Raw genomic sequence first — 20,327 nt, forward strand, 5'->3', positions numbered from 1 at the left:
TCAGCGTGGCCCGAACTGGCGGTCACCGGCGTCACCGAGACCCGGGACGATGTAGGCGATTTCGTTGAGCCGCTCGTCGATGGCGGCGGTGTACAAACGCACGTTGTGAGCTGCTTTCTCCAGCGCCGCAAGGCCTTCCGGTGCCGCAACCACGCATAGCACGGTGATATCGGTTGCGCCACGCTGCAACAACAGCCCGATGGTGTGTGTCATCGACCCACCGGTTGCCAGCATGGGGTCGAGCACCATCACCGGTTGGCCGCGCAGGTCGTCGGGCAGCGATTCCAGGTAAGGCACCGGCTGGTGGGTTTGCTTGTCGCGAACTACCCCGACGAATCCCACGCGCGCCTCGGGAATTAGCGCATGTGCCTGGTCGACCATGCCCAACCCGGCCCGCAGCACCGGCACCAACAGCGGTGGTTTGGCCAACCGGATTCCGTCTGCCTGGGCCAGCGGTGTACGGACGGTGATGGTCTCGGTGGGTGCGTCGCGGGTCGCCTCGTAGACCAGCATCAGCGTCAAATCGCGTAACGCCGCACGGAACGCGGCGTTGTCGGTGCGCTCGTCGCGCAGCGCGGTCAGCCGGGCCGCGGCCAGCGGATGGTCAACGACGCGCACCTCCACAAAGATCGACCCTATCGCTGGACACGCGTGCTTCCATACCGGTTGACGGGCAATGCCGACCCTATACTCCCGGCATGCGGCGCCTGAGACGCCGAACCAACGGCGGATTGCGAATCGTCGGGCTGATCACCGTGCTAACGGTGTGGGCGGTGGTGGCTTCTTCTGCCTCAGCGCATTTCGGCGGCGCGGCCCACCGCGTGCAGTTCGCGGCCGCCGCACTTCCCACTCCCGCGCATGTGGTCATCGTGGTGGAGGAAAACCGTTCGCAGGCCAATATCATCGGCAACAAGTCGGCACCCTACATCAACTCCCTTGCCGCCAACGGCGCGATGATGACGCAATCCTTCGCCGAGACCCACCCCAGCGAGCCCAACTACCTGGCGTTGTTCGCCGGCAACATGTTCGGCTTGAAGGACAACAGTTGTCCCGTCAACGTTGGTGCCGCTCCGAATCTCGGTTCGGAACTGCTTGCCGCCGGATACACATTCGCCGGTTTCGCCGAAGACCTACCGGCGGTTGGCTCGCCAGTCTGCAGCGCGGGCAAATATGCTCGCAAGCATGTGCCCTGGGTGGATTTCAGCAACATCCCGAAGAACTACTCGCTGCCGTTTTCGGCTTTCCCTGCGCCACCGAATTACGCTAGCCTGCCTACGGTTTCGTTCGTCATTCCCAACGTCGACAACGACATGCACGACGGCTCGATCGCCCAAGGCGACGCATGGCTTTACCAGAAGCTGTCCCCATATGCCGCCTGGGCGAAGACCAACAACAGTCTGCTGATCTTGACCTGGGATGAAGACGACAACACCGCGCGCAACCAGATTCCCACGATCATCTACGGGGCCAACGTCAAACCTGGGGCCTACCCCGAGCCGATCAGCCACTACAACGTGTTGTCCACTCTGGAGCAGATGTACGGGCTGCCCAAAACCGGTTACGCGGCCAACGCTACGGCGATTACCGACATCTGGGGCAGCTAACGTTGCGGGTTGGCCCTCGGTCGGGCGCTGTGCGCCTGCGTCGATATCCTGTGCCGCATGGCTGCTGAGCTGGTTCCTATCCGACTGAGCCTCACCGCTGGCGACCGCTACACGCTGTGGGCGCCGCGCTGGCGCGATGCCGGTGACGAGTGGGAGGCGTTTCTCGGTAAGGGCGAGGACCTCTACGGCTTCGAAAGCGTCGCTGACCTGGTGGCCTTCGTGCGCAGCGACACCGACAACGATCTGGTCGACCACCCCGCGTGGAAGGACCTGACTCAGGCAAATGCGCATACGCTCGACCCGGCCGACGACAAGCAGTTCGACCTGGTTGGTGTCGAGGAGCTCGTCGCCGAAAAACCGACCGAGGAGTCCGTCGCCGCGCTCGCGGGCAGCCTGGCGATCGTGGCGTCGATCGGATCGGTCTGCGAATTGCCGACGGTCAACAAGTTCTTCAACGGGAATCCGATGCTGGGCACGGTGGCCGGCGGCATCGACCACTTCACCGGCAGAGCCGGGCGCAAGCGCTGGAATTCCATCGCGGAGATCATCGCGCGAGGCTGGGACGATGTGCTGGCCGCGATCGACGGCATCGTCAGCACCCCGGATGTCGATGGGGCCGCGTCGGCGCGGGCAGCCGACGAGTTGGCTGAGCCACGCCAGGACGACGACGAGGAGCCGGCCCTGGACGTCGACATCGGTGCCGAGGTCGACGAGCCGGAAGAATCCGTTGCGGCCGACGACAGCGTGGTGCTGGGCAGCGATGAGGACTTCTGGTTGAAGGTGGGCATCGACCCGATCCGGATCATGACCGACGCGGGCACGTTCTATACCCTGCGCTGCTATTTCGACGACCGTCCGATTTTCCTTGGTCGTAACGGCCGTATCAGCGTCTTCAGCTCGGAGCGGGCGCTGGCCCGGTATCTCGCCGACGAGCACGACCACGACCTGTCCGATCTGAGCACCTACGACGACATCCGCACCGCGGCCACCGACGGCTCGCTGCAGGTCGATATCACCGACGACAACGTGTATGTGCTAACGGGCCTGGCCGACGATCTGGCGGATGGACCCGATGCGGTGGACCGTGAGCAGTTGGAGCTGGCCGTCGAATTGCTTCGCGATGTGGGCGAATACGCCGAGGACAACACCGTCGAAGAAGCGCTCGCGACCGATCGGCCGCTGGGCAAGCTGGTCACCTACGTGCTCGAACCCGACTCGGTCGGCAAGCCCGCCGCCCCGTATGCCCGGGCGGTGCGCGAGTGGGAGCAGCTGGAGCGGTTCGTGGAGTCGCGGCTAAGGCGCGAGTAGGACCGGCGAGCAGACGCAAAATCGCACATTTCGGGACGAAATCGCGCGATTTTGCGTCTGCTCGCCGTTAAAGCGGCAACAGCCGGTGGTCGCGGGTGAACACGCGGCGGACAAGGCCAAGGGCGACCACCACCGTGGTGACCGCGACCGATCCCAAGATCAAGAACATCACCACGGCCTGCACCAGCACGGCCTGCACCGGCGAGACACCGGCGAGGATGAGTCCGGTCATCGCCCCGGGCAAGAACACCAGACCGGTTGCCTTGGTGGTTTCGATCTGCGGAGAGACGGCCGAGCGCAACGCCGTGCGCAGGTAGGGGGCGGCCGCCTGACGGTAGGGCTGCGCCAGGGCTAACCGCGCTTCGACCTGGTCGCGTTTGTCGCGCAGCTCATCGACCAGCCGACGGGCCACCAGCACCGTGGCGGTCATCGAGTTGCCGATCATCATCCCTGCGATCGGCACCAGGGTCCGCGGCTGCAGCGGAAACACCCGCAGCCCGAATATCACCGAAAGCGTCACCACCGCCGCGGTGGCGAACGCGGCGATGGCCAGCGGCGCCAGCCGCGGCACCTCCGGGGCCCGCCGGCGCGCGACGTCGCCGGCGTAGCCGACCATGCCCGCGGTCCACGCCCACGACCACCACAGCGAGCGACCCGGCTCGAACAGCAACGCCAACGCGCCGCCGACCAGCAACAACTGGGCCAACGCGCGGGCCGCCGACCACACCACCTGACGTTCCAGGCCCAGTCGCTGCCATAGCGATATCGCCGCGCCGAACCCGACCAACGCCAACGACGTTGCCAGCCCGGCCCATCCGACCTCGCCGTTCACGGCGTCACCTCCTCGTTTCCCGGCTTCGGTGCAGCCGGTTCAAACCTTGTGCAGCGGCCTTTGTCGATGTACACGACCCAGTCGGCGATCCGCTCGACCTGCGCCGCGTCGTGGGTGACCCACAGGGCCGGCGTTCCTTGACCGTCCGCCAAGTCGCGTACCGCGTGTTCGATCACGCGTGCCGCGGCGGCGTCGACCGCGGAGGTGGGCTCGTCGAGAAGCAGCACCTCAGGCTGCGCCATAAGCGTGCGGGCCAGACACATCCGCTGTGCCTCACCGCCCGACAGGGCGGTCGCATCACGGTCCAGCCACGACCCGGTCAACGCCACCCGGGCCAGCGTTTCGGCTATCCGCGCATCGGACGCGGCGGGGTCGGCCGCCCGCAAGTTGTCGGCCACGGTGCCGGGAAACGGCGTCGGGCGCTGAAAGCACATGCCTACCCGGCGGCGCAACCACAGCGGGTCGAGCCCACTGATGTCCTTGCCGCAGAACAACACTCGCCCACTGGTCGGCACTTCCAGCCGATTGCACAATCGCAGCAACGTCGACTTACCTGATCCCGACGGGCCGAACACCACCGTCACCCCATGCTTTGGGATGGCGGCGCTGAACCCGTCGAGTGCACGCAACCCGGCCCGCTCCACCACCACGTCGGCGAATTCGAACACCGGCTCCGTTTCGGCCACGGCCTACCCGATCAGCACCGCGAAGCGCGGCTTGATGACCTCATCGATGATCGCCAAACGCTCGTCAAAGCCGATGAACGCCGACTTCACCGCATTGATGGTGAACCGCTCCAGATCGCTCCAGCCGTAGCCGAATGCCTCGACCAGCCTGTGCATTTCGCGGGTCATCGAGGTGTCGCTCATCAACCGGTTGTCGGTGTTGATGGTCACCCGGAACCGCGCCCGGGCCAGCAGGTCGAACGGGTGCTCGGCGATGCTGTCGACGACACCGGAATGCACGTTGGAGCTTGGGCATAGCTCCAACGGAATTCGCTTGTCGCGCAGGATGGCCGCCAGCCGCCCCAGCTGTACCGTGCCATCGTCGTTGACGTGGATGTCATCGACGATCCGCACCCCGTGCCCCAGCCGGTCAGCGCCGCAGAATGCGATCGCCTCATGGATGGACGGCAGCCCGAACGCTTCACCAGCATGAATTGTGAAGCGGGCGTTGTGATCTCGCATGTACTCGAACGCATCCAGATGCCGCGACGGCGGGTAACCAGCCTCTGCGCCGGCAATGTCGAATCCGACCACACCTTTATCCCGAAACCTGATCGCCAGCTCGGCGATCTCACGGGACAGCGCGGCGTGGCGCATCGCGGTCACCAAGCAGCGCACCGTGATTGCGCGGCCCGCGGCCGCGGCGGCTTTCTCCCCGTCGGCGAAACCTGCCAGCACGGTGTCAACCACTTCGTCGAACGAGAGTCCGCGGTTGATGTGCAGTTCAGGGGCAAAACGCACCTCGGCGTACACCACGTTGTCGGCGGCCAGGTCCTCCACGCATTCATAGGCGACCCGGTGCAGCGCCTCAGGTGTCTGCATCACCGCGACGGTGTGCGCAAACGGCTCGAGGTAGCGCTCCAGCGACCCGCTGTAGGAGCGGGTGTGAAACCAGCGGGCCAGCTCGTCGACGTCGGTGGAGGGCAGGTCGTCGTAGCCGATCTGGCCCGCGATGTCGAGCACAGTAGCCGGGCGCAGCCCGCCGTCGAGGTGGTCGTGCAGCAGCGCCTTGGGCGCCTTGCTGATCATGTCCAGGGTCAGCGGTGTCGTCATGGGGTGATCCGATCGATGATCAGTGGGCGCGGGGCCGGTGGGCTGTCGCCGACGCTCCAGCCGCCGTCGAGCTCGGCCATCGCCGCACCGAACCGTTCTTGGGTGTCGGTGTACAGCGTGAACAGCGGCTCGCCGGCCACGACCGGTTCGCCGGGGCGGCGGTGGATTCGGATACCGGCACCGGGTTGCACCCGTTCGCCCGGCCGGGTCCTGCCCGCGCCGAGCCGCCACACCGTCATCCCTACCGCCATTGCGTCGATGTCGCCCATTGTGCCGCCCCGGCCCGCGGTCACGGTCTCCGAACACGCGCCCACCGGCAACGGCGCCGACAAGTCCCCACCCTGCGCGGCGACCAGCGCGCGGAAGCGGTCCATCGCGGTGCCGTCGCGCAGGGTCTGCGCGGGATCGCTGCCGTCGAGGCCGGCGAGTTGCAGCATCTCGGTGGCCAGCGCCACCGTCAGCTCCACCACATCGGGCGGCCCGCCGCCGGCCAGCACGTCGAGGGCTTCGGCGACCTCGAGCGCGTTGCCGACGGCGGCGCCCAGCGGGCGGTTCATGTCGGTCAGCAGCGCGCGGGTGGGCATTCCGTGCGCGGTACCCAGCCGCACCATAGTTCGCGCCAGCTCCCGGCACAGCGGCTCGGACTTCAGCAGCGACCCGGAACCCACCTTGACGTCGAGCACCAGCGCGCCCGCGCCCTCGGCGAGTTTCTTGCTCATCACCGAGCTGGCGATCAGCGGCAGCGACTCCACGGTGCCGGTGATGTCGCGCAGCGCATACAGCTTGGCGTCGGCGGGCACCAGTCGGCCGGCCGCGAAGATTGCCGCCCCGACGTCGCGGAGTTGTTCGCGCACCTTCGGGATCGGCAGGTCCGCGGTGAACCCGGCGATCGATTCGAGTTTGTCCAAGGTGCCGCCGGTATGACCCAGCCCGCGCCCGGATGCCTGGGGCACCGCGGCCCCGCAGGCGGCGACGACGGCCACGAGCGGCAGCGTGATCTTGTCCCCGACCCCGCCGGTGGAGTGCTTGTCCACGGTCGGCTTGCGCAAATGGGTGAAGTCCAGCCGCTCACCGGAGGCCAGCATCGCCGCGGTCCACCGCGCGGTCTCGGCGTGGTCCATGCCGCGCAGGTAGATCGCCATCAGCAGCGCCGCCATCTGTTCCTCGGCGACGCGGCCGTGGGTGTAGGCGTCGATGAGCCAGTCGATGGCGGCCTCGGAGAGCCGCCCGCCGTCGCGCTTGGTCTTGATCAGCGTCGGCGCGTCGAAGATCACGGCAGGTCGCCGGGGCCAAACGCGTCGGGCAACAACTCGCCGAGGCGGCGCGGTCCGGCGGGATGGTCGATGAGCAGATCGGGCCCGCCGTGTTCCAACAACAGTTGCCGGCACCGCCCGCACGGCGCCAGCAACCGCCCGCTCGCGTCGACGCATGCCAGCGCGAGCAGCCTGCCGCCGCCAGTCGAATGCAGGGCGCTGACTACTCCGCACTCGGCGCAGAGACCTAGGCCATATGAGACATTTTCCACATTGCACCCGGTGACCACCCGGCCGTCGTCGACCAGCGCCGCCGCGCCCACCCGCAACCGGGAATAGGGTGCATACGCTCGATATGCCGCCTGGGTTGCGTTGTCCCGCAACGCATTCCAATCAACCGTAGTGGTACTCACCGCGACGCCCGCCATGTTCTGTACGCATTGGACCGCCCCGATTTGTCGTCGGTCAACGTCAAAGCCACCCTAACTTCGCCGCTGTCGGGAGCCTCGGCGGCTGCGCCGCGGTTCGGCGGACACCAACAATGGGTTTAGAGTCCAGCCGAGGACAGGTTGGAGAAGGCCGATGACGACGTCCGCCGAGCCGGCAAGGCCACTGCGCCGGAGCCTGTATCGGGGGGATCCCGGCATGTGGTCGTGGGTGCTGCACCGCATCAGCGGTGCGACGATCTTCTTCTTCCTGTTCGTGCACGTGCTGGACACCGCGCTGGTGCGGGTAGGCCCGCAGACCTACAACGAGGTCATCGAGACCTACAAGACACCCGTCGTCGGCCTGATGGAGCTCGGCCTGGTCGCTGCGGTGCTCTATCACGCGTTGAACGGCGTGCGGGTCATCCTGATCGACTTCTGGTCGCACGGTCCCCGCCACCAACGGGCGATGTTGTGGGTGGTTGCCGTGGTGTGGCTGCTGGTGATGGTCCCCGCGACAGTGGTTATCGGCATCCACTTGATGGAGCACGTCCGATGAGACCGCCATGGCCTGCCTCGGTGGCGGCGCGCAGCCACGACCGTCCCGCCGGGCTGGACAAACTGCGGGCACCCCGTCGCCGCTCCGGGATGCCTAACTTCGAGAAATATGCCTGGCTGTTCATGCGGTTTTCCGGCATCGTGCTGGTGATCCTGGCGCTGGGACACCTGTTCGTGATGCTCATGTGGGACGACGGCGTCTACCGCGTCGACTTCAACTACGTGGCGGCACGCTGGCATTCGCCGTTCTGGCAGACGTGGGACCTGCTGTTGTTGTGGTTGGCACAGCTGCACGGCGGCAATGGGTTACGCACCATCATCGACGACTATTCCCGCAAGGACGCCACCCGGTTCTGGCTGAACACGCTGCTGGCGACGTCGATGGTGTTCACCCTCATGCTGGGCACCTATGTGCTGCTGACCTTCGACCCCAACATCTCGTGACGGGCAAAAGATGATCCACCAACACCGCTACGACGTGGTGATCGTCGGCGCCGGCGGCGCCGGCATGCGGGCCGCGGTCGAGGCCGCTCCGCGGGTGCGCACCGCGGTGCTGACCAAGCTCTACCCCACCCGCAGCCACACCGGCGCCGCCCAGGGCGGGATGTGCGCGGCGTTGGCCAACGTCGAAGAAGACAACTGGGAATGGCACGCCTTCGACACCGTCAAGGGCGGCGACTATCTCGCCGACCAGGACGCGGTGGAGATCATGTGCCGCGAAGCCATCGACGCGGTGCTCGACCTGGAGAAGATGGGGATGCCGTTCAACCGCACCCCCGAAGGCCGCATCGACCAGCGCCGTTTCGGCGGGCACACCCGCGACCACGGCAAGGCCCCGGTACGCCGATCCTGTTATGCCGCCGACCGTACCGGCCAGATGATCTTGCAGACCTTGTACCAGAATTGCATCCGCCACGACGTGCAGTTCTTCAACGAGTTCTACGTCCTCGACCTGGCATTGACCGACACGGCGAGCGGGCCGGTGACCGCCGGCGTCGTCGCCTACGAGCTGGCCACGGGCGACATTCACGTGTTCCATGCCAAGGCCGTCGTCATCGCCACCGGCGGCTCGGGCCGGATCTACAAGACCACCTCCAACGCCCACACGTTGACCGGCGACGGCATCGCTGTCGTGTTCCGCAACGGACTTCCGTTGGAGGACATGGAGTTTCACCAGTTTCATCCGACCGGTCTGGCGGGCCTGGGCATTTTGATCTCCGAGGCGGTGCGCGGCGAGGGCGGCCGGCTGCTCAACGGTGAAGGTGAGCGCTTCATGGAGCGCTATGCGCCGACCATTGTCGATTTGGCCCCCCGCGACATCGTGGCCCGCTCGATGGTGCGGGAGGTGCGCGAGGGCCGCGGTGCCGGCCCGCGCAAGGACTATGTGTACATTGATGTGCGCCACCTCGGCGCAGACGTGCTGGCCGCCAAGCTGCCCGACATCACCGAGTTCGCGCGTACCTATCTGGGCGTGGACCCGGTCACCGAGCTGGTGCCGGTGTATCCGACGTGTCACTACCTCATGGGCGGTATCCCGACCACGGTCACCGGGCAGGTGCTGCGGGACAACACCACTGCGGTGCCGGGCCTGTACGCGGCCGGCGAATGCGCCTGCGTGTCGGTGCACGGCGCGAACCGGCTGGGCACCAATTCGCTGTTGGACATCAACGTCTTTGGCCGCCGCGCCGGTATCGCCGCCGCCAACTACGCACTAGGCCACGACTTCGTCGAGCTGCCACCGGAGCCTGCCGCGACGGTGGTCGGCTGGATTGCCGGCATCCTCTCCGAGCATGGCAACGAACGTGTCGCCGACATTCGCGGCGTGCTGCAGCAGTCGATGGACGACAACGCCGCGGTTTTCCGCACCGAGGACAGCTTGAAACAGGCTCTAAAAGACATCCATGCACTGAAAGAACGCTATTCGCGAATCAGCGTGCACGACAAGGGAAAACGTTTCAACAGTGATCTGGTGGAGGCGATCGAGCTGGGTTTCCTGCTCGAGCTCGCCGAGGTTACCGTGGTGGGGGCGTTGAACCGCAAGGAGTCCCGCGGCGGGCATGCCCGCGAGGATTACCCGAACCGCGACGACACCAACTACATGCGTCACACCATGGCCTACAAGCAGGGCAGCGATCTGCTGTCCGACATCCGGCTGGATTTCAAGCCCGTGGTGCAGACCCGCTACGAGCCGATGGAACGGAAGTATTGATGACTTCAGGCCAAGTCGTCGACCTGTCGCTGCCGCCGATCCCGGAGGGAGCGGTGATGGTGACCGTCAGGATCGCCCGGTTCAATCCTGAAGAGCCGGACAAGTACGCCGATTCCGGTGGCTGGCAAAGCTTTCGGGTGCCATGTTCGCCCACCGACCGGGTGCTCAACCTGTTGATGTACATCAAGGACTACCTGGACGGCACGCTGACGTTCCGGCGGTCGTGTGCACACGGCGTGTGCGGCTCCGATGCTATGCGGATCAACGGGCGTAACCGGTTGGCGTGCAAGGTTTTGCTACGCGATCTGCTGCCGAAGAAGCCGGGCAGGCCGGTGACCATCACCGTGGAGCCGATCCGCGGGCTGCCGGTGGAAAAGGATCTCGTCGTCGACATGGAACCGTTCTTCGACGCCTACCGCGCGGTCAAGCCGTACCTCGTCACCAGCGGCAACCCGCCGACGCGCGAGCGCATCCAAAGCCAGGCCGATCGCGCCCGCTACGACGACACCACCAAATGCATTCTCTGCGCGGCGTGCACCACCAGTTGCCCGGTGTTCTGGCACGAGGGCCGCTATTTCGGCCCCGCGGCGATCGTCAACGCGCACCGCTTCATCTTCGACAGCCGCGACGAGGCCGCCGCCGAGCGCCTCGACATCCTCAACGACGCCGACGGGGTGTGGCGTTGCCGCACCACGTTCAACTGCACGGAGGCCTGCCCGCGTGGCATCGAGGTGACCAAGGCGATCCAGGAGGTCAAACGCGCGTTGATGTTCGCGCGTTAGAGGTTGCGCGGTTACAGGACCGCTAGGTGCTGCTTGCTGGCACCCGGAACCGCGGCTAGTGCAATTGAGGATCACACCGGCTCGTCGTCGCGAAGCCGATCGATCAGTTCGTTGGAAACAGCTGCACCGCGATGCGGAAGCGGCTGGAAGCCATGAAAGGCGTGGCCCCCTGGCTGCCGGTCGTGCTTGGTCAACGCTTGACGGGCCAGACCCGACAGCCCTTCTCCTATGAAGCGGTTTTCCCCGCGGGCACGCTCCTTCACAGCTCGGACTGTGTATAACAGAGCGAATGCTCTGTTATAGTCGGGCCATGCCGCGCCCGCGGGTCTACGACATCGACCGAATGCTCGATGCCGCCGAATCTCTGGCGGCCGAGTCCGGCCCCTCCGCGGTGACCATCCGCGCGGTCGCGGCAGCGGCCGCGGTATCCAACGGCGCCCTCTACCACACGTTCGGGTCACGGGCCGAGTTGTTGGCGCGAACCTGGCTGCGTGCGGCGCGTCGGTTCCTTGCGACCCAACGCGCGCTCGTCGACGGGTCACTCGCCCCGCGTGACGCTGTCGTCGCCGCCGCGGAGGCGCCAGCCGTCTTCGCCCAGCGCTACCCGCGGTCGTCGGGGGTGCTACTGCGCACGCGCCGAGAGGAGCTGGTGACCAAAGGCATTCGCCGCGAGCTGGCCGGCGAACTCGCGGCAACCCAGGCTGAGCTCGTCGAGTTAATGGTCCGGCTGGCGATCGCCATGTGGGATCGCAGAGACGCCGCCGCGGTGGACGTGATCACCACGTGCATTGTCGACCTGCCGACAAGCATTCTTCTGCAACGCAACAGGATTCATAGCCCGACAGCCGTCGAGCACCTGCGCGCAGCCGTGGCCGCGGTGCTCGACGTCGGACCCCCGCCCGCGAAGCAGCAAAGGAGACGACGATGAACCTCGACTATGACGGCAAGATCGCCGTGCTGGACCTCGGCGACAACGAAAACCGCTTCTCGCCGGAGTTCCTCGACGAGTTCGACGCCCACCTCGACGAAGTGGTCGGCGGCGGCGCACAAGGCTTGGTCACGACGGCGGCAGGCAAGTTCTACACCAACGGGCTCGACCTGGACTGGTTGATGGCGCACGGCGATCAGACGCAGTGGTATGTCCACCGCGTCCAGGGACTGCTCGCGCGGGTGCTGACGCTTCCGACGCCGACCGCCGCGGCATTGCCTGGCCATGCATTTGGCGCAGGCGCGATGCTGGCACTCGCGCACGACTTCCGGGTCATGCGCGCCGACCGCGGCTTCTTCTGTTTCCCCGAAGTCGACATCCGGATCCCGTTCACGCCCGGGATGGCGGCGCTGATTCAGGCCAAGCTCACACCGCAGGCCGCGGTGGCCTCGATGACGACGGGGCGCCGGTTCGGCGGGACGGACGCCGAGGCGATCGGCATCGTCGACACTACCGCGGGCGAGGGCGCTGTCACGGCCGCCGCCGTCGAGTTCCTCAGGCCGCTCGAAGGCAAGGATCCCGGAACCTTGGGCGCGATCAAGAACACGATGTACGGCCAGGTCGTCGCGGCGCTCGCGAACACCTAGCCCGAGCCGTCACACCTTGGCGGGCTGTGCCGTCTAACGGGTATGACACAGAAACCACGAATCGAACCCCTACCACCCAAGAAGGCCCCGCTGTGGGTGCGCGCCGCCTACCGCTACGCCAAGCGCCGCTTCGGCGAAGTCCCCGAGCCGTTCACCGTCGCCGCGCATCACCCTGGCCTGTTGTTCGCCAACGCGATCCACGAGACCGCGCTGGAACGGGCGTCGCGCAAGCTGCCCGCGAGTGTGCGCGAGCTCGCGGTGTATTGGACGGCGCGCACCATCGGCTGCTCGTGGTGTGTGGACTTCGGCGCGATGCTGCAGCGCTTGGACGGCCTGGACATCGAGCGGCTGAAAGACATCGACAATTACGCGACCTCGCCCCATTTCAGCGACGACGAGCGGGCCGCGATCGCCTACGCCGACGCGATGACCACCGACCCGCATTCGGTCACCGACGAACAGGTGGCCGATCTGCGGGCCCGCTTCGGCGACGCCGGCGTGATCGAGCTGACGTATCAGATCGGGGTGGAGAACATGCGCGCACGCATGTACTCGGCGCTGGGCATCACCGAGCAGGGCTTCAATTCCGGTGACGCGTGCCGGGTTCCGTGGGTCGATCCGTCCGCGAGCCTGTAGCTACCGTGAGAAAGTGCGAGTGACGACCACGGTAGCTACAGGCTCGAGGCACGTTCACCGAGTCCGCAGCGGCGAGCCGGTGAACTTGTCGGGGTTGGCGATATCCCATAGCGCGCAAACCTTTCCGTCGCGCACGGTGATGGCCAGGATCCGCGGCAGCATCTCCCGATACCCTTGGCCGCCCGGACTGCCCGCGGTAAAGACACCAAACTCGCCGTTGACGCGGGCCGGCTGGTTCGCCGTGAAAAACGCCGGCCCGTAGCGTCGCGCCAGCCCGAAGATGAAGCGCGCCACTTTGTCCGCCCCGTGAATCACCTGAACAGCGGTCGGCGCCTTGCCGTTCGAATCGCCGGTGAAGGTCACGTCGGGGTGCAGCAGCGTCACCACCGACTCCAGGTCACCGGCGGCCATCGCGGCCATCAGCCGCCGACCACCTCGTCGTGTGTGGGATCCCGCTCGGGCGGCGGATCGGCGGCGACGGCTCGCCGGGCCCGCGATGCCAGCTGACGGGCCGCGGCCTCGGTGGTGCCCAACACGTCGGCCACGTCGGAAAACGGCACCCCGAACCCGTCGTGCAGCACGAACGCGACCCGCTGATCGGGGCTCAGCCGCTCCAGCACCACCATCGCCGCATACCGAGCGTCCTCGCTGGCCACCACCGCCGACAACGGGTCGGCACCGTCGAAACCGGTCACGATCGGTTCTGGCAGCCATTGGCCCACATAGGTTTCCCGGCGATGCACCGCCGAGCGCAGCCGGTCGAGGGCAAGCCGGCTCACCACGGTGGTCAACCAGGCCCGCACGTCGCGAACCTCGTCGTGCCGGGCCCCATTCCAGCGCAGCCACGCCTCCTGCACGACGTCCTCGGCGTCAGCGAAGGTGCCGGTCAGCCGGTAGGCGACGGCCAGCAGATGCGGGCGCAGGGCCTCGAATTCGTCGACCTGTTGGGCCGAGGTCATCGTCCGAGCGTAACGTTCGCGGACACGATGCTCGATAACCTCTGGCTCCACTTCGCCCGCCATGGCGCGGGCATCACCGCGCCGGTGATCACCCGCGGCGACGGTGTCAGAATCTTCGACGACCGCGGCCGCAGTTACCTCGATGCGCTGTCGGCGCTGTTCGTAGTGCAGGTCGGCCACGGCCGCGAAGAGCTCGCCGAGGCCGCGGCGGCGCAGGCCCGCACGCTGGCCTACTTCCCACTGTGGTCGTATGCCACCCCGCCGGCGATCGAGCTCGCCGCGCGTCTCGCAGGCTACGCGCCGGGTGATCTGAACCGGGTGTTTTTCACCAGCGGCGGCGGCGAGGCCGTCGAAACCGCCTGGAAGCTGGCCAAACAGTACTTCAAGCTCACCGGCAAACCCGGTAAATACAAAGCGATTTCACGCGCCGTCGCCTATCACGGCACCCCGCAGGGCGCGCTGGCGCTCACCGGTGTGCCGAAGTATCAGGCGCCGTTCGAGCCGCTGACCCCAGGCGCGGTGAAAGTGCCCAACGCCAACTTCTACCGCGCACCCGACCCGCTGCGCACCGACGTCAAGGCGTTCGGACGGTGGGCCGCCGACCGCATCGCCGAAGCCATCGAGTTCGAAGGCCCTGACACCGTCGCCGCGGTGTTTTTGGAGCCGGTGCAAAACGCCGGTGGCTGTATCCCGCCGCCGCCCGGCTATTTCGAGCGGGTCCGCGAAATCTGCGACGACTATGACGTGCTGCTGGTCTCCGACGAAGTGATCTGCGCCTACGGGCGGATCGGGTCGATGTTCGCCTGTGACGACTTCGGTTACCTGCCCGACATGATCACCTGCGCCAAGGGCCTGACGTCGGGGTATTCGCCGATCGGTGCGATGATCGCCAGCGATCGGCTGTTCGAACCGTTCAACGACGGCGTGACGATGTTCCCGCACGGCTACACCTTCGGCGGGCATCCGGTGTCCGCGGCGGTCGCGCTGGCCAACCTCGACATTTTCGAACGCGAGCGCCTCAACGACCGCGTCAAGCAGAACGCACCGGCGTTTCGCGCGGCGTTGGAGAACCTCTACGACTTGCCCCTTGTCGGCGACGTCCGCGGCGAGGGCTACTTCTACGCCGTCGAGCTGGTCAAAGACCAGGCCACCCGGGAGACCTTCACCGCCGAGGAACGCCGGCGGCTGCTGCCCCGGGTGTCGTCGGCGCTGTTTGAGGCTGGGCTGTATTGCCGCATCGATGACCGCGGCGACCCGGCCATCCAGGTGGCGCCGCCGCTGATCAGCGGGCCAGCCGAATTCGCCGAGATCGAGTCGGTCCTGCGCGCGGTGCTGACCGGCATCGAGGGCGACGTTCTCGCCCGCTAACTCGTCACCGAGGTCAGCCTCGGTCGCAGCGCGGCTCCGCCACATTCGCCCGCCGATCGCCTACTCTGCTTCGACGATGGCCTTCCAACGATCCGCGTCATGCCTGGCCGCAGCGCTTTTCTTGGCTGCGATGCCCAGCATGTCGGTGGCGACCGCCGAGCCCAACGCCGCCGCTGATGCCGACACCTGCCCTTACCGGGTGTCCACTCCGCCCGCGGTCGACTCCTCGGAGATCCCCACGGCCGGAGACCCGCCGGCACCGCTGCCAGTGCCCGCCACCCCGGTAGGCGGCAATGCGCTGGGTGGCTGTGGCGTCGTCGCCGCGCCCAACACCCCGCCGGTACCCAACGACATCTCCGCCGAGGCCTGGCTGGTTGCCGACCTTGACAGCGGGGCGGTGATCGCGGCCAAAGATCCGCACGGCCGGCACCGCCCGGCCAGCGTCATCAAGGTGCTGGTCGCCATGGCGTCGATCAACGAGCTCAGCCTCAACAAGATCGTCGAGGGCACCCCCGAGGACGCCGCCGTGGAGGGCACCAAAGTCGGTGTCACAGCGGGGGGCAGCTACACGGTCAACCAGCTGCTGCACGGGCTGATGATGCATTCCGGCAACGACGCAGCGCACGCGCTGGCCCGCCAACTCGGTGGGACGCAGACCGCGCTAGACAAGGTTAATGGGCTGGCCGCCAAGCTCGGCGGACGCGACACCCGCGTGGCAACCCCGTCCGGTCTGGACGGACCCGGCATGAGCACCTCGGCCTACGACATCGGGCTGTTCTACCGCTACGCCTGGCAGAACCCCACCTTCGCAGACATCGTGGCGACGCGGACGTTCGACTTCCCGGGCCACGGTGATCACCCCGGTTATCAGCTGGAGAACGACAACCAGCTGCTCTACAACTATCCAGGCGCGCTGGGCGGCAAGACCGGCTACACCGACGACGCCGGGCAGACCTTCGTTGGCGCGGCCAACCGGGATGGGCGTCGGCTGATGGCGGTCCTGCTGCACGGTACCCGAGAACCGATTCCACCGTGGCAGCAGGCGGCGCATCTGCTCGACTACGGTTTCGCCACCGTGCCGGGAACCCGGGTCGGGACGCTCATCGAACCCGATCCTGCGCTGGTAGCCGCCAAACCTGGCGCCGACGACGGCGCGGCGGCCCGCGCCTCGGACATCGCGCCGCCGCCGATGCGCTGCCAGTGCGGGTGGGGGTGGCCATTATCGGCACGCTCATCGTGTTCGGGCTGATCATGGTTGCGCGCTCGCTGAACCGCCGCCCGCAGCCGACGACGCAGGGCGTTCGGCGAGCCGCCTAGCGCCGCCAGCCGCTCGCCGGCCGGCGAGACACCGCAGTAGTAAAAGGTTGTACTCCAATATGTTTGGGGCATCCCGGTAAGCTACTTCGTCGATCGGTGCCTACAGTCGTCACCGGAGCACTTGCGACAAATCTCGTTCCCGGCGACCTTTTGGCGGTCGAGCGCTCTAGTCTACTGGGCAGCCGGGTGTCGCCCGGCGGTGACAAACTTTGGAGTTGGACACGACACTGTGAACGTAATCTGCGCTGGCACAACGGTTCTCGATGGCAAAGTCTGCAGGCCCGGGTGGTTGGCGATCTCGGGCCGTCGGATCAGCGAGTGCGGCCCGGGTATACCGCCGCGGCCGGCGGACGTCGATCTTCCCGACGCGGTGGTGGTGCCGGGGTTCGTCGATATGCATGTGCACGGCGGGGGTGGCGCCTGGTACACCGACGGGCGCAGTGACGAGATCGCCGCCGCCGCCGCTTTTCATCTGCGGCATGGCACCACCACGACGCTGGCCAGCCTGGTTACTGCCGGGCCTGCGGAGTTGCTGGCCGCGGTAGGCGACCTCGCCGAGGCCACCCGGGCAGGTGTCATCGCCGGCATCCACGTGGAAGGGCCGTGGCTGAGCCGGGCGCGCTGCGGAGCACACGATCCCGCGCAGCTGCGCAACCCGGAGGTCGTCGAGATCGACGCCGTGCTTGCGGCGGCGGCGGCGCGATACGGATGGTGACGCTGGCACCGGAACTTCCGGGGAGCACCGCAGCGATCAGGCGCTTCAGGGACGCGGAAGTGGTTGTGGCCGTTGGTCATACAGATGCGACTTATGAGCAGACCAGCAGGGCAATCGCCGAGGGTGTGACGGTCGGCACGCATCTGTTCAATGCGATGCGCCCGCTGCACCACCGCGAGCCGGGCCCTGTCTTGGCGCTGCTGCAGGATCCGCGGGTAACGCTCGAGCTGATCGCCGACGGCGTTCACGTCCATCCCGCGCTGGTCCAGGCCGTGATCGAGGCCGCCGGACCCGACCGCGTCGCCCTGGTCACCGATGCCGCCGCGGCGGCGGGCTGCCCCGACGGGTCGTTTCGGTTTGGACCCCAGCGGCTCGACGTCGTCGCCGGCGTGGCGCGCGTGCATGGAACCGCCACGCTGGCCGGCAGCACGGCGACGATGGATCGGCTCTTTCGCACCGTGGCTGCGCTGGCTTCTGACCCAGACCAGGGACTGGCCGCCGCCGTGAGGATGGCGTCCACTACCCCGGCGCGTGCACTGGGGTTCGGCCATGTGGGTAGTTTGCGCAGCGGACTGGACGCCAATCTCGTTGTGCTCAATCAAGAATTGCAGGTGCAGGCCGTCATGGCCAACGGCGACTGGGTAAGTGAGAGCTAATGCCCTTCCAGCCGCGCTCGCACTACGGCCATGCGTTCGGCAAGCGCGGCCTCGTCGATGACACTGCGGGCAATAAGGGAATGGGCCAGCGCAAGCAGCTGACGCTCCGGGAACGGAACTGCCGCATACACCTCATCGGACAGACAGTCTTCGTTGCGGCGGCGGGTGAGTAGAGGCAGCGCCGTTCCCTCCAGGTCGAGTGCGTCGCACATTGCGTCGAGGCTTGACTTCCATGGCGGCACAGGGTTTCCGACACTGTACCCCATGCTGACCGGCGGCGAAGCCGCGCCACCGGTCAAGGTGGTGCTGATTGCCGGCGTCATCGGCTGCGTCGTGGGCCTGAAGCTGGTGGGCTGAGCGGCGACTAAAAATCGCGCCGCAGCGCCATCGGCGTGGTGGAAGGTAGGTCGCCGCCCGCGATGACCTTGCGTGCAATCGGGGTCAATGCCGCCAGCAGCGCCTCGATCTCGCCGTCGTCGAGTCTCTCCAATGCCCGCAGTGCCAGCGTGTCGGTGCTGACTTCGATGTGTTCTTTGAGCTTGCGGCCGGCGGCGGTCAGCGACCCGTCGGCAGTGAGCAGGCCACGCGCGGCCAGGCTGTCTTCGCAACCGCGCCACTCGGCGTCGTCGTAATGACGGGTGCGCGCAATGTAATCCCGGGGTACCGCACCGGCCGCCGCATGCACCACATTGGACTCCCGGCCGGAGACCCCGGCGGCGGCCAGCACCGCGACGTGACCGTCGCCGCGGTGCTCACGAAGCAGTGTGGTCGCATGCCACAGCGCGGCCAACGGCTCCGCCGGCCACGGCAGGGCGAGATTCGCCGCGAACAGTGGCCGGCCGTCAACAGGTGCGTGTTGGACCGCCTTCGCCGCCAGTTGGGCTGCGGTGCGGACGTTTTCGTCGTCGGTCACTCCGTATCGCCGCAGCGCGGCCACGGCGGAGGTTTCCCGAGCACGCAACGCGAGCTGCGGATCGGCGATTTCCCAGGCGGCGGGAAGCGCTTTGGCGACCCGCCACGGTGCGAAGTTGTAGAAGACCGCGGTCACCACCTGTGGGGGCACGGGGCCCAGCGGAGCCGATCGAGCGGCGAAGTAGCCCATCCAGAATCCTCGATACCCGAGTCCGTCGAGCGCTGCCCGCGCCTCGGGCGCGAAGTAGGTGACCGCATGGACCGGTTCGAAGCGGTCGTAGAACCGGCGGGCAAGCTCAGGTGTCCGTTGCATTACTGCAGTTAACCACCCGCCGCTTCCGCGGCCCTCAGGGTCACCGGCGAGTGACGGCGTTACTACGAGCAATCCGGCCCGTAGAGCGGGCCCTCACCGGTTACGCCGCCGGGCAAGCCGCGAAAGCCCCAGCGCACCAACGGCTCCCACCGCGACAGCGGCCAATGCCTGACGGGCGCTCAGACCTTCGTCGACCTGCACCCGCGGGGCGATGAGCGCCGGGGAAGGCGGCGACACCGGTGCCGCACGCAGGTTTTCCGGTGACGTTGCCGCCCACGCCGTGGCGAACAGAACCAGGCGCGCAGTGATGTAGGCGAACAGCATCAAACCCAATACCGGCCCGAACGCGGCGCCGGCGGGGCTGCGCAACACCGACCGCAAGTAGAGCGAGCCGATCAGTTTGAACACTTCAAACCCGATGGCCGCAAGCAGGCCGGCCCGCATCGAGATCGCGACACTGACCGGCTCGCGTGGCAGCCGAGCGATCATCCAGGTGAACAGCAGCCACGACACCAACAACGACATCAGCAGCGAAATCCCGCGCAAGACAATGTCCAGCGCCAGGACGTAATGCAGACCCAACCAACCCAGCACCCTGGCCATCGGCGCGGCATCGGCCAGCGCGGTCAGCGCGATGGTGGCGGCGATCGCCACAAACGCCGACACCATCGCCACCAGATCGGACAACTTGGTCCGGACGAACCCCGACGACGCAGCTTGCTCGGCCCACATCGCAGTGAGCGCTTCGCGCAGGTTCGCCATCCAATTCAAGCCCGCCCACGCCGAACCCGCCAGGCCGATGAGGCCGACCGACCCGCGCGACGCGATCGCCGAGTTCATCAGCTTGACTAGTTGCTTACCGAAGTTGCCGGATACCGAAGTCCTGATTCGGTCCTCGATCTCGGCCAGCAACTCGGGCTGACGCGCCAGCAGAAAGCCGCCGACCGCGAAACCCACCATCAGCAGCGGGAACAGCGAAAGGATCGTGTAGTAGGTGAGGCCCGCCGCGAAGAAGCTGCCCCTGCGCTCGCTGTAGCGCTCGTTGGCCCGCATGGCGTGGTCCAACCACCCGTATCGGGCCCGCAGCCGGTCAAGGATAGCTGGCTTGGCCGCTGCGCTCATGCTGC

The 20,327-nt window shown here is 66.9% G+C and carries 19 protein-coding genes and 4 pseudogenes; 12 read left to right on the forward strand and 11 right to left on the reverse strand.

Annotated elements, in window-relative coordinates:
- Window positions 1-624 (reverse strand): uracil phosphoribosyltransferase, encoded by a 624-nt coding sequence (gene upp, locus MYXE_RS18195; protein WP_085197203.1) that lies wholly within the window; start codon window positions 622-624, stop codon window positions 1-3.
- A gap of 74 nt (window positions 625-698) precedes the next feature.
- Between upp and MYXE_RS18200 the strand changes: the two genes are divergently transcribed.
- Together MYXE_RS18200 and satS are read left to right on the forward strand one after the other, a co-directional pair.
- Window positions 699-1,604, forward strand: coding sequence for an alkaline phosphatase family protein (locus tag MYXE_RS18200; protein ID WP_085197205.1), 906 nt, complete (start codon window positions 699-701; stop codon window positions 1,602-1,604).
- Between the two features lie 57 nt (window positions 1,605-1,661).
- Window positions 1,662-2,912: a protein export chaperone SatS gene (gene satS, locus MYXE_RS18205; RefSeq protein ID WP_003919174.1), complete on the forward strand. Its 1,251-nt coding sequence runs from the start codon at window positions 1,662-1,664 to the stop codon at window positions 2,910-2,912.
- A gap of 67 nt (window positions 2,913-2,979) precedes the next feature.
- On the opposite strand, the gene MYXE_RS18210 is transcribed toward satS, so the two are convergent.
- Genes MYXE_RS18210 through MYXE_RS18230 form a run of 5 tightly spaced genes read right to left on the reverse strand, consistent with a single transcriptional unit; the run spans window position 2,980 to window position 7,203 of the window.
- Window positions 2,980-3,744, reverse strand: coding sequence for an ABC transporter permease (locus MYXE_RS18210; protein ID WP_085197207.1), 765 nt, complete (start codon window positions 3,742-3,744; stop codon window positions 2,980-2,982).
- Entirely contained in the window at window positions 3,741-4,430 is a 690-nt protein-coding gene (locus tag MYXE_RS18215; RefSeq protein WP_003919176.1) for an ABC transporter ATP-binding protein, read from the reverse strand. Before MYXE_RS18215 ends, MYXE_RS18210 begins: the two co-directional genes overlap by 4 nt.
- 3 nt (window positions 4,431-4,433) lie before the next feature.
- Window positions 4,434-5,522 carry an adenosine deaminase gene (locus tag MYXE_RS18220; RefSeq protein ID WP_003919177.1) on the reverse strand — a complete coding sequence of 363 codons (1,089 nt, stop codon included), beginning with the start codon at window positions 5,520-5,522 and terminating at the stop codon, window positions 4,434-4,436.
- Complete coding sequence (locus MYXE_RS18225; protein WP_085197209.1) at window positions 5,519-6,796, reverse strand: thymidine phosphorylase; 1,278 nt, start codon at window positions 6,794-6,796, stop codon at window positions 5,519-5,521. Before MYXE_RS18225 ends, MYXE_RS18220 begins: the two co-directional genes overlap by 4 nt.
- Window positions 6,793-7,203 carry a cytidine deaminase gene (locus MYXE_RS18230; RefSeq protein WP_003919179.1) on the reverse strand — a complete coding sequence of 137 codons (411 nt, stop codon included), beginning with the start codon at window positions 7,201-7,203 and terminating at the stop codon, window positions 6,793-6,795. Before MYXE_RS18230 ends, MYXE_RS18225 begins: the two co-directional genes overlap by 4 nt.
- 217 nt (window positions 7,204-7,420) lie before the next feature.
- Between MYXE_RS18230 and sdhC the strand changes: the two genes are divergently transcribed.
- The 4 genes from sdhC to MYXE_RS18250 are packed head-to-tail and all read left to right on the forward strand — an operon-like array spanning window position 7,421 to window position 10,749.
- On the forward strand, window positions 7,421-7,759 hold the full coding sequence (gene sdhC, locus MYXE_RS18235; protein WP_003919180.1) for a succinate dehydrogenase, cytochrome b556 subunit: 339 nt from the start codon (window positions 7,421-7,423) through the stop codon (window positions 7,757-7,759).
- On the forward strand, window positions 7,756-8,202 hold the full coding sequence (locus MYXE_RS18240; protein WP_085197211.1) for a succinate dehydrogenase hydrophobic membrane anchor subunit: 447 nt from the start codon (window positions 7,756-7,758) through the stop codon (window positions 8,200-8,202). Before sdhC ends, MYXE_RS18240 begins: the two co-directional genes overlap by 4 nt.
- A gap of 10 nt (window positions 8,203-8,212) precedes the next feature.
- Window positions 8,213-9,967 carry a succinate dehydrogenase flavoprotein subunit gene (gene sdhA, locus MYXE_RS18245; RefSeq protein ID WP_003919182.1) on the forward strand — a complete coding sequence of 585 codons (1,755 nt, stop codon included), beginning with the start codon at window positions 8,213-8,215 and terminating at the stop codon, window positions 9,965-9,967.
- Window positions 9,967-10,749, forward strand: coding sequence for a succinate dehydrogenase iron-sulfur subunit (locus tag MYXE_RS18250; RefSeq protein ID WP_003919183.1), 783 nt, complete (start codon window positions 9,967-9,969; stop codon window positions 10,747-10,749). The genes sdhA and MYXE_RS18250 overlap by 1 nt, the downstream gene beginning before the upstream one ends.
- Window positions 10,750-10,820: 71 nt before the next feature.
- Here the strand turns inward: MYXE_RS18250 and MYXE_RS18255 are convergent, their stop codons facing one another.
- Window positions 10,821-11,033 carry an antitoxin gene (locus MYXE_RS18255; RefSeq protein WP_197904908.1) on the reverse strand — a complete coding sequence of 71 codons (213 nt, stop codon included), beginning with the start codon at window positions 11,031-11,033 and terminating at the stop codon, window positions 10,821-10,823.
- Between the two features lie 26 nt (window positions 11,034-11,059).
- On the opposite strand from MYXE_RS18255, the gene MYXE_RS18260 reads away from it, so the two are divergent.
- From MYXE_RS18260 to MYXE_RS18270, 3 genes and pseudogenes are all read left to right on the forward strand, one after another.
- On the forward strand, window positions 11,060-11,677 hold the full coding sequence (locus tag MYXE_RS18260; protein WP_085197215.1) for a TetR/AcrR family transcriptional regulator: 618 nt from the start codon (window positions 11,060-11,062) through the stop codon (window positions 11,675-11,677).
- Complete coding sequence (locus MYXE_RS18265) at window positions 11,674-12,324, forward strand: enoyl-CoA hydratase-related protein (protein ID WP_003919186.1); 651 nt, start codon at window positions 11,674-11,676, stop codon at window positions 12,322-12,324. Before MYXE_RS18260 ends, MYXE_RS18265 begins: the two co-directional genes overlap by 4 nt.
- 9 nt (window positions 12,325-12,333) lie before the next feature.
- Window positions 12,334-12,960: pseudogene (locus tag MYXE_RS18270) on the forward strand (carboxymuconolactone decarboxylase family protein); the annotation flags it as partial.
- Window positions 12,961-13,014: 54 nt separating this feature from the next.
- On the opposite strand, the pseudogene MYXE_RS18275 reads toward MYXE_RS18270, so the two are convergent.
- A pseudogene (locus MYXE_RS18275) lies at window positions 13,015-13,919 on the reverse strand (sigma-70 family RNA polymerase sigma factor).
- Window positions 13,920-13,946: 27 nt separating this feature from the next.
- Here MYXE_RS18275 and MYXE_RS18280 point away from each other — a divergent pair.
- The 3 genes and pseudogenes from MYXE_RS18280 (at window position 13,947) to nagA (ending at window position 17,975) form a co-directional block, all read left to right on the forward strand.
- Complete coding sequence (locus MYXE_RS18280; protein ID WP_085197220.1) at window positions 13,947-15,287, forward strand: aspartate aminotransferase family protein; 1,341 nt, start codon at window positions 13,947-13,949, stop codon at window positions 15,285-15,287.
- A gap of 76 nt (window positions 15,288-15,363) precedes the next feature.
- Window positions 15,364-16,604 (forward strand): annotated as a pseudogene (gene dacB1, locus MYXE_RS18285) (D-alanyl-D-alanine carboxypeptidase DacB1).
- Between the two features lie 229 nt (window positions 16,605-16,833).
- Window positions 16,834-17,975, forward strand: a pseudogene (gene nagA, locus MYXE_RS18290) (N-acetylglucosamine-6-phosphate deacetylase).
- Here nagA and MYXE_RS18295 read toward each other — a convergent pair.
- From MYXE_RS18295 to yhjD, 3 genes are all read right to left on the reverse strand, one after another.
- Window positions 17,972-18,187, reverse strand: a complete 216-nt coding sequence (locus MYXE_RS18295) for a hypothetical protein (protein ID WP_003919192.1) — start codon at window positions 18,185-18,187, stop codon at window positions 17,972-17,974. The pseudogene nagA and the gene MYXE_RS18295 sit on opposite strands and share 4 nt — an antisense overlap.
- 152 nt (window positions 18,188-18,339) lie before the next feature.
- Window positions 18,340-19,200 (reverse strand): SCO6745 family protein, encoded by an 861-nt coding sequence (locus MYXE_RS18300; protein WP_003919193.1) that lies wholly within the window; start codon window positions 19,198-19,200, stop codon window positions 18,340-18,342.
- Window positions 19,201-19,293: 93 nt separating this feature from the next.
- Complete coding sequence (yhjD, locus tag MYXE_RS18305; protein ID WP_003919194.1) at window positions 19,294-20,322, reverse strand: inner membrane protein YhjD; 1,029 nt, start codon at window positions 20,320-20,322, stop codon at window positions 19,294-19,296.
- Window positions 20,323-20,327: the final 5 nt, after the last annotated feature.

This window comes from Mycobacterium xenopi, from assembly GCF_009936235.1.
Lineage (GTDB): Bacteria > Actinomycetota > Actinomycetes > Mycobacteriales > Mycobacteriaceae > Mycobacterium > Mycobacterium xenopi.

Excerpts from the sequence above, each read along its gene's own strand:
- MYXE_RS18200 (WP_085197205.1), top strand. The coding sequence starts at position 699 with ATGCGGCGCCTGAGACGCCGAACCAACGGCGGATTGCGAATCGTCGGG.
- satS (WP_003919174.1), top strand. The coding sequence starts at position 1,662 with ATGGCTGCTGAGCTGGTTCCTATCCGACTGAGCCTCACCGCTGGCGAC.
- MYXE_RS18220 (WP_003919177.1), bottom strand. The coding sequence starts at position 5,522 with ATGACGACACCGCTGACCCTGGACATGATCAGCAAGGCGCCCAAGGCG.
- MYXE_RS18230 (WP_003919179.1), bottom strand. The coding sequence starts at position 7,203 with ATGGCGGGCGTCGCGGTGAGTACCACTACGGTTGATTGGAATGCGTTG.
- sdhC (WP_003919180.1), top strand. The coding sequence starts at position 7,421 with ATGTGGTCGTGGGTGCTGCACCGCATCAGCGGTGCGACGATCTTCTTC.
- MYXE_RS18240 (WP_085197211.1), top strand. The coding sequence starts at position 7,756 with ATGAGACCGCCATGGCCTGCCTCGGTGGCGGCGCGCAGCCACGACCGT.
- sdhA (WP_003919182.1), top strand. The coding sequence starts at position 8,213 with ATGATCCACCAACACCGCTACGACGTGGTGATCGTCGGCGCCGGCGGC.
- MYXE_RS18250 (WP_003919183.1), top strand. The coding sequence starts at position 9,967 with ATGACTTCAGGCCAAGTCGTCGACCTGTCGCTGCCGCCGATCCCGGAG.
- MYXE_RS18260 (WP_085197215.1), top strand. The coding sequence starts at position 11,060 with ATGCCGCGCCCGCGGGTCTACGACATCGACCGAATGCTCGATGCCGCC.
- MYXE_RS18265 (WP_003919186.1), top strand. The coding sequence starts at position 11,674 with ATGAACCTCGACTATGACGGCAAGATCGCCGTGCTGGACCTCGGCGAC.
- MYXE_RS18280 (WP_085197220.1), top strand. The coding sequence starts at position 13,947 with ATGCTCGATAACCTCTGGCTCCACTTCGCCCGCCATGGCGCGGGCATC.
- MYXE_RS18295 (WP_003919192.1), bottom strand. The coding sequence starts at position 18,187 with ATGTGCGACGCACTCGACCTGGAGGGAACGGCGCTGCCTCTACTCACC.
- MYXE_RS18300 (WP_003919193.1), bottom strand. The coding sequence starts at position 19,200 with ATGCAACGGACACCTGAGCTTGCCCGCCGGTTCTACGACCGCTTCGAA.
- yhjD (WP_003919194.1), bottom strand. The coding sequence starts at position 20,322 with ATGAGCGCAGCGGCCAAGCCAGCTATCCTTGACCGGCTGCGGGCCCGA.